The organism is Thalassovita sp. (assembly GCF_963691685.1).
Lineage (GTDB): Bacteria > Pseudomonadota > Alphaproteobacteria > Rhodobacterales > Rhodobacteraceae > Thalassobius.
Map to the genome: position 1 here is coordinate 1764847 of NZ_OY829290.1, position 12073 is coordinate 1776919.

11 protein-coding genes are annotated in these 12073 nt (G+C 60.5%); 5 read left to right on the top strand and 6 right to left on the bottom strand.

Annotation, left to right across the window (positions count from 1 at the left end; all coding sequences use genetic code 11):
- Nucleotides 1-26 precede the first annotated feature (26 nt).
- The 3 genes from gyrA to ACORLH_RS08575 form a co-directional block, all read right to left on the bottom strand.
- Nucleotides 27-2780 carry a DNA gyrase subunit A gene (gene gyrA, locus ACORLH_RS08565; protein ID WP_321832268.1) on the bottom strand — a complete coding sequence of 918 codons (2754 nt, stop codon included), beginning with the start codon at nt 2778-2780 and terminating at the stop codon, nt 27-29.
- A gap of 138 nt (nt 2781-2918) precedes the next feature.
- Nucleotides 2919-3539, bottom strand: a complete 621-nt coding sequence (locus ACORLH_RS08570; protein WP_321832269.1) for a MarC family protein — start codon at nt 3537-3539, stop codon at nt 2919-2921.
- Nucleotides 3540-3767: 228 nt separating this feature from the next.
- On the bottom strand, nt 3768-5618 hold the full coding sequence (locus ACORLH_RS08575) for an ABC-F family ATP-binding cassette domain-containing protein (RefSeq protein WP_321832270.1): 1851 nt from the start codon (nt 5616-5618) through the stop codon (nt 3768-3770).
- Between the two features lie 181 nt (nt 5619-5799).
- On the opposite strand from ACORLH_RS08575, the gene ACORLH_RS08580 reads away from it, so the two are divergent.
- The 4 genes from ACORLH_RS08580 (at nt 5800) to ACORLH_RS08595 (ending at nt 9666) form a co-directional block, all read left to right on the top strand.
- The gene (locus tag ACORLH_RS08580; protein ID WP_321832271.1) at nt 5800-6987 is read left to right on the top strand and encodes a multidrug effflux MFS transporter; all 1188 of its coding nucleotides are present in this window, start codon (nt 5800-5802) and stop codon (nt 6985-6987) included.
- A gap of 105 nt (nt 6988-7092) precedes the next feature.
- On the top strand, nt 7093-7515 hold the full coding sequence (gene ndk, locus ACORLH_RS08585) for a nucleoside-diphosphate kinase (RefSeq protein ID WP_058244051.1): 423 nt from the start codon (nt 7093-7095) through the stop codon (nt 7513-7515).
- Nucleotides 7516-7741: 226 nt separating this feature from the next.
- Nucleotides 7742-8494, top strand: a complete 753-nt coding sequence (locus tag ACORLH_RS08590) for an SDR family oxidoreductase (protein WP_321832273.1) — start codon at nt 7742-7744, stop codon at nt 8492-8494.
- A 5-nt stretch (nt 8495-8499) separates the two neighbouring features.
- Nucleotides 8500-9666 (top strand): winged helix-turn-helix domain-containing protein, encoded by a 1167-nt coding sequence (locus tag ACORLH_RS08595; protein ID WP_321832274.1) that lies wholly within the window; start codon nt 8500-8502, stop codon nt 9664-9666.
- 10 nt (nt 9667-9676) lie between these two features.
- Here ACORLH_RS08595 and ACORLH_RS08600 read toward each other — a convergent pair whose 3' ends face one another.
- Nucleotides 9677-10444 (bottom strand): sulfite exporter TauE/SafE family protein, encoded by a 768-nt coding sequence (locus tag ACORLH_RS08600; protein WP_321832275.1) that lies wholly within the window; start codon nt 10442-10444, stop codon nt 9677-9679.
- A 93-nt stretch (nt 10445-10537) separates the two neighbouring features.
- Here ACORLH_RS08600 and ACORLH_RS08605 point away from each other — a divergent pair, with 93 nt between their 5' ends.
- A complete protein-coding gene (locus tag ACORLH_RS08605; RefSeq protein WP_321832276.1) occupies nt 10538-11392 on the top strand; it encodes a LysR family transcriptional regulator in 855 nt (284 codons plus the stop codon).
- A 27-nt stretch (nt 11393-11419) separates the two neighbouring features.
- Here ACORLH_RS08605 and ACORLH_RS08610 read toward each other — a convergent pair whose 3' ends face one another.
- Together ACORLH_RS08610 and ACORLH_RS08615 are read right to left on the bottom strand one after the other, a co-directional pair.
- Nucleotides 11420-11758 carry a TfoX/Sxy family protein gene (locus ACORLH_RS08610; RefSeq protein WP_321832798.1) on the bottom strand — a complete coding sequence of 113 codons (339 nt, stop codon included), beginning with the start codon at nt 11756-11758 and terminating at the stop codon, nt 11420-11422.
- A 91-nt stretch (nt 11759-11849) separates the two neighbouring features.
- On the bottom strand, nt 11850-11978 hold the full coding sequence (locus tag ACORLH_RS08615; protein ID WP_321832277.1) for a hypothetical protein: 129 nt from the start codon (nt 11976-11978) through the stop codon (nt 11850-11852).
- Between the last annotated feature and the right edge of the window lie 95 nt (nt 11979-12073).

Below are 12073 nucleotides of genomic sequence, written 5' to 3' on the forward strand. Positions count from 1 at the left end.
TTTCAATCTCTGTGATGTCGTGAAGATCAGCTCTCGGCCTGATCCTCTGCGCCGTTTTCGTCGTCGTCCTGTTCGACAACCCGGGCAACAGAGACAACCGTCTCGCCCTTGCCGGTGTTGAACACCCGCACGCCACCGGCGGAGCGGGAGCGGAATGAGATACCGTCAACCGGCACCCGGATCGACTGTCCCTTGGAGGTGGCGAGCATCACCTGATCGTCCATCTCAACCGGGAAGGAGGCCACAAGCGCACCGCCGCGCATTGCCTTGTCCATCGCGGCCACACCCAGACCACCACGGCCACGCACCGGATAGTCATGGCTGGAGCTCAGCTTGCCCGCGCCGCTTTCGGTGATGGTCAGGATCAGGTTTTCCACCGCCGACATTTCGGCGTAGCGTTCCTGGCTCAGCTCACCGGCGGGCACGTCATCTTCATCGCCCCCTTCGGCATCATCGGCCAGACCGGCCACGGCTCGGCGCATCTTCAGGTAGGCGGCACGTTCTTCGGATGTGGCATCGAAGTGGCGGATCACCGACATCGACACAACCTCATCATCGCCGTTCAGCTTGATGCCGCGCACACCCACCGACGCACGCGAGTTGAACACGCGCACCTCAGTCGTCGGGAAACGGATCGCCCGGCCCGAGTTGGTGACCAGCATCACATCATCCTCTTCAGAACAGATGCGGGCATTGATCAGGCGGGTGTCAGCGTGATCATCCTCAAACTTCATGGCGATCTTACCGTTGGATTTCACATTGGTGAAATCCGACAGGCGGTTGCGGCGCACGGTGCCTGCCGAGGTGGCAAAGACCACCTGCAGATCGGCCCATTCATCCTCAGCCCGGTCAACCGGCATGATCGCAGCAATCGACACGCCGGTTGGGATCGGCAGGATGTTCACAATCGCCTTGCCTTTGGCGGTACGACCCCCCAGCGGCAAGCGCCAGGTCTTCAGCTTGTAGGCCATGCCATCGGTGGTGAAGAACAACAGCTGCGTATGGGTGTTGGCCACAAAGAGGTTGGTGACAACATCCTCTTCTTTGGTCTGCATACCGCTGAGGCCCTTACCGCCGCGTTTCTGCGCGCGGAAGTCAGCCAGCGGGGTCCGCTTGATGTAACCACCCGAGGTGATGGTCACGACCATATCTTCACGTTCGATCAGGTCTTCATCGTCCATGTCACCGGACCAATCCACGATCTCGGTGCGGCGGCCAACGGCGAATTTCTCTTTCACCTCAGCCAGTTCTTCGTTGATGATCGCCAGAATGCGTTCGCGTGAGGCCAGGATCTCCAGGCATTCGCGGATCTTCTCGGCCAGCTCCTGCAGCTCATCGGTGACTTCTTTCACACCGATCTGGGTCAGACGCTGCAGGCGCAGTTCCAGAATGGCGCGGGCCTGGGTTTCAGACAGGTTATAGGTCCCGTCCTCGTTCATCTTATGAGTCGGATCGTCGATCAGCTGAATGTATTCACCGATCTCCTGCGCCGGCCAGCGGCGGGTCATCAGCTTCTCACGGGCTTCGGCTGCATCGGCCGAGGACCGGATGGTCGCCACAACCTCATCCACGTTGGAAACAGCCACGGCCAAACCACACAGAATGTGGCTTCGTTCACGTGCTTTGCGCAGCTCATAGGCGGTGCGGCGCGCGACAACGTCTTCGCGGAAATCAAGGAAGCAGGTCAGGAACCGGCGCAGTGTCAGCTGTTCGGGGCGGCCGCCATTCAGCGCCAGCATGTTACAGCCGAAAGAGGTCTGCATCGGGGTGAAGCGGAACAGCTGGTTCAGCACCACATCCGGGGTCGCGTCGCGCTTCAGCTCCACCACCACACGGACGCCGTTGCGGTCCGATTCATCCTGCACGTGGGCAACGCCCTCAATGCGCTTTTCGCGCACCTGCTCGGCGATCTTTTCGATCATCGACGCTTTGTTCACCTGATAGGGGATCTCATCCACGATGATGGCGTAGCGATCTTTGCGGATCTCTTCGACGCGGGTCTTGGCGCGAATGATGACGCTGCCGCGGCCCTCAAGATAGGCTTTGCGCGCGCCAGAGCGGCCTAGCATGATGCCACCGGTCGGGAAGTCGGGGCCGGGCACATAGTTGATCAGCTGTTCGCTGGTCAGATCCGGATCCTCGATCAGGGCCTGACAGGCATCGATCACCTCACCCAGGTTGTGCGGCGGGATATTGGTGGCCATACCCACCGCAATACCGCCAGCGCCATTGACCAGCATATTGGGGAAACGCGACGGCAGAACGGTCGGTTCCTGATCCTTGCCATCATAGTTGTCCTGAAAATCAACGGTGTCTTTTTCGATGTCGGCCAGCACAAAGGCGGCCGGCTTGTCCATCCGCACCTCAGTGTAACGCATCGCGGCCGGGTTATCGCCGTCCATCGAGCCGAAGTTCCCCTGACCGTCCAAGAGCGGCAGCGACATCGAGAAATCCTGCGCCATCCGCACCAGCGCGTCATAGATCGCACTGTCGCCATGGGGGTGATATTTACCCATCACATCACCCACCGGACGGGCCGACTTGCGATAGGCCTTTTCATGGGTGTTTCCGGTCTCATGCATGGCGTAAAGAATCCGGCGGTGAACCGGTTTCAGACCGTCACGCAGGTCCGGAATCGCCCGGCTGACGATCACGCTCATCGCATAATCCAGATAGGAATTGCGCATCTCATCGGTGATCGAAACGGAAGGCCCGTCAAAAGCCATGCGCTCGCGCGGTTTTTCTTCTTCGTTTTCAGGAGTCTGGGGCGTATCGCTCACGTCTCGGCCACTCTGCTTTATTGGTCTATATTTTGTTGTTTTCTGTATAACAGAGGCAGGATGTGGGCTGCAATGCTTGTGTGGTTAAGCGGCGGATTGTGGGGCAAAAATACCGGTGAATTGGTCCCTGAAACGCGCTTATCCGGTGAAGCCGAACGCCTTCAGCCCATCCAGCACAAATTGCACCGAAAGTGCGGCCAGCAACATGCCCAGAAGCCGGGTGATCACATTGATCGCAGTCTTGCCCAGCGCCCGTTCCAAAAGGCCCGCAGACAGGAACAGCGCCATGGAGATCAGGAGCACCACAAGCATGATTGCCAGAACCATCGACAACCCGCCAAAGCCCGGCTGCTGACCGGCCAGCAGGATCACCGTAGCGATGGAGCCGGGACCGGCAATCAGCGGGATCGCCAGCGGGAAAATGGAGGGGTCATCTGCGTGATCTTCCTCTTCCGCCTGATCCTCCCGCCGTTTGGTGCGACGTTGAAACAGCATGTCCAGCGCGGTCAGGAACAACAGGATGCCGCCCGCGATGCGGAAGGCGGGCATCGAAATGCCAACAAATCCCAGAACCGCCTCACCAAAAATGGCAAAGAGCGACAGCAAGAGGCCAGAGGTCACACAAGCGCGGATTGCAATGGCGCGGCGTTTTTCCGGCGACATGTCTTGGGTCAGCGCCACAAAAATCGGGGCCAGGCCGATGGGGTCCATGATCACAAACAGGGTGACAAAGCCGGTGATCAGAAATGCGGTGTCCATGATTGGCCTTCGGTTTGGGCGTCGGGTCTTGGTTCAATTGCCACGATTGGCCAAGCCCGAGGCAGATGCAATGGCAAAGTTGGCTCTCGTTTCTGGCGGGGGGGGGGCCAGGGAGGGGCAGGGGAGGGGCGTTGCCCCTCTGCGTTCAAAATGGGATTTTGACCGCATTCACCCTAGAGTACTTAGGGAACATTGAAAGTGGCTGGTCTGGCTGGACAGGTGCGTTTCTCAGGCGTTTTCAGCGCGCTCCAGCTTTTCCAGTGCCACCATCCACAATTTTTCGGCGCGCTCCATCGCCTCTTTCAGCTCGGCATATTTCTTTTGCAGCATGACCGCTTCGTCTTTGCGATCGGTAAACAGGGCGGGATCGGCAAGGCGCGCCTGCAGCTTTTCTTCCATCTCAGACAATTTTTCGATCCGCTCCTCGCATTTGCGCGCGTCGGACCGCAGGGCGAGGATCTGATCGCGGCTGGCGCGTTTGGGGGCGGTGGGTTTGGGCTTTTCGGCTTTTGGTGGGGTATCGGCCTGTAGCAACATCTGGCGATAGGCTTGCAGATCTTCCTCATAGGGTTTCACCGCACCGTCTTTGACCAGCCACAGGCGGTCCGCCACCATCGACAGCAGATGCATGTCATGGCTGACCAAAACCACCGCACCGCCATAGGCGCTGAGCGCTTCCACCAGCGCCTCACGGCTTTCGATGTCGAGGTGGTTGGTCGGTTCGTCAAGGATCAGCAGTTGCGGCGCGGGCAGGGTGGCCAGCAGCAGCGAAAGGCGTGCTTTCTGGCCACCTGACAGCCGGCCCACCTCGGTCTCAGCCTGATCGGCCATCAGGCCAAAGCCGGCAAGTTTTGCCCGCAGTTTGCTGGGGTGTTGATCGGGCAGTTCCCGCTGCAGGTGCTGCAGTGGGGTTTCATCGACGTGCAGCTCATCCACCTGATGTTGGGCAAAAAAACCGATGCGCAGTTTTGAGGATCGACTGATCCCGCCATCCAGCGGGTCCAAACGGTCCGATAGCAGCTTGGCGAGGGTCGATTTGCCCTGACCGTTTTTGCCCAGCAGGGCGATGCGATCATCCTGATCGATGCGCAGATTCAGCCGTTTCAGAACCGCGGTGCCGTCATAGCCCACCGATGCATCCTGGGTGGAGATGATGGGCGGTGACAGGGTTTCGGGTTCCGGGAAGGTAAAGACGGTGCGCGCGGCATCTTCTGGGGCGCGAATAATCTCCATCTTTTCCAGCATCTTCACGCGGCTTTGCGCCTGTTTGGCTTTGGTTGCCTTGGCTTTGAAACGGTCAACAAAACTTTGCAAATGGGCGCGCTGCGCTTCTTGTTTCTTGGCCGCGGCCGATTGCACCGCACGCTGCGCCGCACGTTGGGCGGCGAACTGGTCATAGGGGCCGGTGTAATAGGTCAGCTGCCGCCCCTCCAGATGCAGGATCGAGCCGACCGCGCGATTGAGCAATTCGCGGTCGTGGCTGATGATCAGCACCGTATGGGGGTATTTGGTCAGGTAGTTTTCCAACCACAGCGCACCTTCAAGGTCGAGATAGTTGGTCGGTTCATCGAGAAGCAGCAGATCAGGCTCAGAAAACAGCACCGCCGCCAGGGCCACGCGCATCCGCCAGCCACCGGAAAAGGCAGAGCAGGGCATTTTCTGCTCTTCGGCATCAAATCCCAGCCCGCGCAGGATGTTGGAGGCCCGCGCCTCCGCCGACCAGGCGTCAATATCGGCAAGCCGCGTTTGCACCTCAGCGATGCGATTGGGATCGGTGGCGCTTTCGGCTTCGGCCATCAGAGCGGCGCGTTCGGTATCTGCTGCCAGTACCGTGTCAATCAGTGAGACCTCATTGCCCGGCACCTCCTGTGCGACGCCGCCGATGCGGGCGCGGGCGGGCAGTTCGATGCTGCCGCCATCCAGATGCAGATCACCCCGGATCAGATTGAAAAGGGTGGTTTTTCCGGCGCCATTGCGGCCAATCAAACCGACCTTGTGACCGGTGGGAATGGTGGCGCTGGCCCCTTCAAACAGGGGGCGGCCTTCGATGGAGTAGCTGATGTCTTGGATCCGTAGCATGAGGGGCGGAGTGCCAGAGCGGTGCGCCCAAGTCAATTGCCGGATCTGCAAGTCACGGGGCAGCACATTTGCAGGCGCTACGGTATTGCACCCGTGCCGCGGGACGGCTAGCAGGGGCAGGTCATACATGTGTTAACGACCACCGGGTGAAACGCCCTGTGATTGTTGAGAAAGGACGCCGATGGCCCCCGCCACCTCAAAGCCGCATCTGGTCACTTTGATCTTGCTGACCTCGGTCGCGGTGATGTCGCTCAATATCTTTCTGCCCTCGCTGGGGGGGATCGCGGAAGAGTTTGGCGTAAGCTACACGCTGGTTGCGCTGTCGATATCGGCGTTTCTGCTGGTTTCGGCGGTGTTGCAGCTGATCATGGGGCCCTTGTCTGACCGCTATGGGCGGCGGCCTGTGTTGCTGGTGGGCTTGGTTGTCTTTGTGATTGCCTCACTTGGATGTGCGCTGTCGCAGGATGTTTGGGCCTTTTTGGGGTTTCGCATGCTGCAGGGGGGCGTGGTGTCGGGCATGGTGCTGGGCCGGGCAATTGTGCGTGACGTCTATGCCCCGCAGGAAGCCGCAAAGCGCATCGCCCAGATTGGCGCCGCCATGGCGCTGGCACCCCTGATTGCACCGCTGGTGGGCGGTATCCTTGACAGCCTGTTTGGCTGGCGGTCGGTGTTTTACCTGCTGGCGCTCAGCGGCGCGGCGGTATTTGTCCTGTGCTGGGCCGATCTGGGGGAAACGAACCAGTTGAAACAGGCCAGTTTTGCCGCCCAGTTCCGCGCCTATCCTGAGGTGCTGCGGTCGGGATCTTTCTGGGCCTATTCGGGTGTTTTGGTGTTTTCGCTGGGTGGCTTCTACGCCTATCTGGCCGGCGCACCGCTGGTGGGGGAGGAGATCTTTGACCTCTCTACCGCGACGGTTGGCCTGATGATGGGGGCCACGGCGGTTGGGTTTCTCATGGGCAATCTGGTGACCACGCGGTTGGGCGCGCGGTTTGGCTCGCTGCGGCTGATCCTCTGGGGGCGCTGGCTGTCGATGCTGGGCTGTCTGTTGGCGGCGCTGCTTATGGCGCTTGGGCTGTTGCACCCCGGCGTGATGTTTGCCGGTGCGGTTGCCCTTGGCCTTGGCAACGGTCTGACGCTGCCCGGTGCGAATGTTGGCGTGATGAGCGTTGCGCCCCATCTGGCCGGATCCGCCTCTGGGCTGTCTGGCGCTGTGGGGGTTGTCATCGGCGCGGTGCTGACGCCGCTGGTTTCCACCCTTGTGGCAGGGGAAAACGGCGCCGAAATGCTGATGCTGTCGATGGCCGCCTGTGGCGCGCTGGCGCTTTTGTCGGCGTGGAAGGTGGCGCAGCTTGAACGGCAATCCGCCTGAAGCCCTTGCAACAGGGTTTTCAAACGCCTTTTGCCGTGCTAGCAGGCGCCAGAAATTAAACGCGGCCGGGCATTGGGTCCGGTCTTTGACCTTGAGGACATCACGATGGCTGTACAACGCACCTTCTCGATCATCAAACCCGACGCCACCAAGCGTAACCTGACCGGCGCCATCAACGCCAAATTCGAAGCCGCTGGCCTGCGCATCGTTGCCCAGAAGCGCATCCACCTGACCAAAGCTCAGGCTGGTGTGTTCTACGCGGTACACGCTGAGCGTCCGTTCTACGACGAACTGTGCGAATTCATGGCCTCCGAGCCAATCGTTGTTCAGGTTCTGGAAGGCGAAGACGCCATCGCGAAAAACCGCGAAGTCATGGGTGCCACCAACCCTGCCGAAGCAGACGAAGGCACCATCCGTAAAGAGTTCGCCCTGTCGATCGGCGAAAACTCGGTTCACGGTTCGGACGCACCGGAAACCGCTGCTGAAGAAATCGCATACTTCTTCTCGGGCCTGGAGCTGGTTGGCTAAGCCACCCTCTGACGCTTTGAGATGACGGATCGCGCCCGGGGCATTGCCTCGGGCGTTTTCTTTTTGGCGGCGGAGGTCGTGTTGCGGGCGGAGCAGGTGGGGCTTTGCCCCTCGGCGCGCGGCGCCTCACCCCAGAGTATTTCGGGAACGATGAAAGGCGGGGTTTTACGGGGTTTCTTGTCAGGCGCGGGGCGGGTAGCGTTGCCCCAAAGTAAGGGAGATTTTGATGAGCAAAGTGGCAGTGGTGACCGGCGCGGCGCGCGGGATCGGGCTGGCGACCGCCAAGCAGTTTCTGGCCAAAGGCTGGTCGGTGGCGTTGATTGACTGGGATCAGGCGGAACTGGATCTGGCCTGCGGGGATCTTGGGGCTGAAGCACAAGGTTTTCACTGTGATGTCAGTGATGAGGTGCAGGTGCAGGCGATGATTGCGGCAGTTTTGGCGCGCTTTGGTCGTTTGGATGCGCTGGTCAATAATGCCGGCGTGGCGGAGTTCGGCCCGATTGAAGACTGTGATTTTGCCGCCTGGAAACGCGTGATGGCGGCCAATCTGGATGGTCCGTTTCTGTGCACGCAGGCGGCGGTGCCGGCGTTGAAGAAACATGGCGGCGCGGTGTTGAACATCGCCTCAATTTCCGGATTGCGCGCCTCCACCCTGCGGGTGGCCTATGGCACCTCCAAGGCGGCGGTCATTCAACTGACCAAACAACAGGCGGCAGAGCTGGGCGAATATGGCATCCGGGCCAATTGCGTCTGCCCGGGCCCGGTGCGCACCAAACTGGCGATGGCGGTGCATAGTCCTGAGATCATTGCTGCCTATCATGATGCCATTCCGCTCAATCGCTACGGCAGCGAAGATGAGATCGCCAATCTCATCACCTTCCTCTGCAGTGAAGAGGCTAGTTATATCACCGGTCAGGTGGTGGCGGCGGATGGCGGTTTTGAAAGCACCGGCGTCGGCCTGCCAGCGCTGCGGGAGTAGGCGGCATGGCGCGGCTGGAGATTTCGAACCCGCAGGCGCGGGCCCTGTGGCTGGAAAGCCATCTGTTGTCCAAAGCCCCCACCGGGCCTTTGGATCTGATGGCGATCATCGAAGCATTGGGGTTTGTGCAGCTGGACACGGTGCAGGTGGTGGCGCGGGCGCATCATCATATCCTGTGGTCGCGCAATCAGAATTACCGTGAGGCGATGTTTGACCCGCTTTTGGCCAAGGATCGGGCGGTGTTTGAGCATTACACCCATGATGCCTCGGTCCTGCCGATGGCCTATCTGCCGCATTGGCAGCGCCAGTTCCGTCGCAAGGCGGAACAGATGGGCAAGGCGGGCTGGTGGAAGGGCCTGCCGGATGCCGAGGCGCGGGCTGAGATCAAGGCGCGGATTGCCAAAGAGGGGGCGCTGTCGACCCATGCGTTTGAATCCGGCCCCAAAAGCACGGAGCACGCCTGGGCCAAGCCGCCGCATAAAATGGCGCTGGATTTCATGTGGTATGCGGGCGAACTGGCCACCTGCTACCGCGAGAACTTCACCAAATATTATAACCTGCCGGAACGCGTGTTCCCCGAACCGCTGCGCAGCCATGAGGTTTCGGATGCGGATCAGGTGGATTGGCTGTGCCGCGCGGCACTGGGGCGGTTGGGGTTTGCCACGGTTGGCGAGATTCAGAAGTTCTGGGAGGCGATGAGCGCCAAGGAATGTCGGGCCTGGCTGTCGGGCGCGGAGGGCGGCCTTGTGCCGGTCACGGTGCAAGGCGCAGATGGACAATGGCGCGATGCCTGGGGCTGCCCTGATATTGAGGCGCGTCTGGCTGACGTGGCCAAACCCAGCTCGCGTTTGCGCATCCTGAACCCCTTTGATCCGGCCATTCGCGACCGGGACCGGTTGCTGCGCCTCTTTGGCATGGACTACCGGGTTGAGATGTTCGTGCCAGCTGCCAAACGCAAATATGGCTACTATGTCTATCCGCTGCTGGAAGGCGCGCGCTTTGTCGGTCGGGCGGAGGTCACCGCTGATCGCAAATCCGGTACGTTAGCTCTGGGTCAGGTCTGGCCGGAGGCGGGTGTGAAATGGTCTGAGGCGCGTCAGGCCAAACTGGAGGCGGAGCTGACGCGGTTCGCCCGGCTGGCGGGGTGCCGCTATCAGCCAGGCGCTGCGTGAAAGGGCCGGGTTAGGTGCCCAGCAGCATCGGCGCGCTGTCCCAAATCAGCTTCACCCCTGTGAGGGCCAGAAAGCCATAGACCAGCTTCACAAAGCTATTCTGGTCCAATCGGCCGTGCAGGTAGGTGCCCAGAAAAATGCCCGCCACCAGCATTGGTGCGATGATGGCGCTGACCTGCAGGCTGCACCAGGTCAGCTGGCCCATCCCGGCGTAAGCGGCTGTTTTGATGGCGTTTAGCACGAAGAAGAACATCGTGTTGGTGCCAACAAACTGCGATTTCTCCATATTCTGGCTCAAGAGGTAGCCTTTGACCGGCGGGCCGCCGGCATGGGCGATAAAGCTGGTGAAGCCGGAGATCGCGCCAAGGGAAAACACCACAGGGGCAGGGGTTGTACGGCTGCGGGCGGCGGGCGGTCCCAGCAGGACAAAACCGGCCACCAGCATCAGGGCCATGATCCCCACGGCCAGTCGGATCACCTCGGCCGACATCCAGGAAAACCCGATTGCGCCTAATGCTAGCCCGGCAAAAGCCCCGGGCAGCATCATCGCAACAACCCGGCCCTGCCAGTGGCGCCGGTAGTGCCAGACAATCCAGATGTCCATGATCAACAGGATCGGCATCACCACCGCGGCGGCAAACTGCGGTGTGACAAACAGCGACAGGATCGGCACCTGCATCACCCCCAGCCCACCGGCAAAGCCGCTTTTGTAAATGCCGGTCAGAACAACCGTCAAGGCAGCGACGAAGAAGAAGGCGGTGGGCAGGGTGGTGAGCATCGGGAGGATCCTTTGGATACCCTGCAGATAGGGGCTTGGATGAAATCTTTGAAATGATTTATATTGGTTTAATAAATCGTAAATGGAGATTTTATGCTGGATCCACGCGCGCTGGACAGTTTTGTTGTCGCAGCAGAAACCCTGAACTTTTCCGAGGCCGCCGCCCGGCGCAACACGGTGCAATCGGCCATCAGTGCGCAGATCCGAAAGCTGGAGGAGCAGCTGGGCCAGCGCCTGATTGATCGCGGACGCGGGCAGGCGATGTCTCTGACCGCTGAGGGGCGGGCGTTTCTGGCCTATGCGCAGCGGATCCTGAACCTTTCGGATGAGGCGATGGCGATGATGCAGGCGCCGAAGGAACAGCGGGTCATCCGGCTGGGGACCAATGTGACCCTGGCCATGTCGGTGGTGGCGCGGGCGCTGAAGGGATTTGCGCCTGAAAACCCAAATGTGAAGATCGAGATTCTCTGCGATCGCTCGGACGGGCTGCTGCCCAAACTGGAAGCGGGGGAGATTGATCTGGCGCTGATGATGGATCAGGGCAAACGGGCAGATCGCGTTTTTGTCGAACATGATCAGCTGATCTGGGTGGCGGGCCCGGGGTTCACCCTACAGCCCGATCAGGAGGTGCCGCTGGTGTTTCTGAGTGACGGGCGCGATCTGCGGGCCTATGCCTTTGCGGCGCTGGATCGGATTGGCCGGCGCGGCACCATCGCGCATTCCAGCCCCCATCCGATGGGGGTGCGGTCCTTTGTGGTGGCGGATCTGGCGGCAACGGTTCTGCCCTCACGGGCCATCGTCGCGCCGCTGCGGCGGTTGGGGGATGAGGAGGGTCTGCCTGAGCTGGGCGGCATCGGCATTGCGCTTTATCAGCGGATGCAGGGGGCACGGCCCGAGCTAGAAGGGTTCGCTCAAACCCTGCATGAGGAGATGCAGGCCGTCCCTTGACCCAACCTACGCATCAGTCGGCGGCGATCAGCGGGGGATCACGCCGATTTCGTTTAGGATCTTTTCAATCTCAGAATTGGGATCTTTGGGCCGCACGTCCGCCTTCAACGCGTCAAACCGCTTGCGCAGGGCTTTTTTCTCATCACCCTGACAGTCATTCCAGGGCCGGCCCTGTAGCCCCATAACCAGGGCGTAATATCCGATGAAATGAGGTTTGCTGCCGGTTTCCAGCAGCCGTTTATAGGCCGCATCGGCGCCCATCTCACGCAGGGCGTCAGCAGTAGTGATCCCCGCCCGGGCAAAAACTTCGTCGCTCTTGGGGCCGAGGTTTCGGATCGTGCTCACGGGGGAGGTTTCTGAGGGCATGCTGGCAGTCATGGCCCCGGTGTAACCCGTGGCGCGCATCAGGTCACGCGCGCATTCTTCTCTCCTGACAGGGAGCTGTCAGCAGAGGTCTTTAGATCATCGCAAAGTCAGTGAACACAAAACGCGGATGATGGGTGCGTTTGTCATGAGTAGGCGCCTGCGGGGTGGCGCCAGCCTGCGGCGGCGTGGCTTTCGAATTGGGTTTTACGATCTGGGCCATCTGGGGCCTCCTTTCTAAAAGGGAGGTCCGGGCGTTTCTCCATTGCATCCTTGGGCACGAAGTATCGCTCGGGCCTTATAGAAAGATTACGTAAA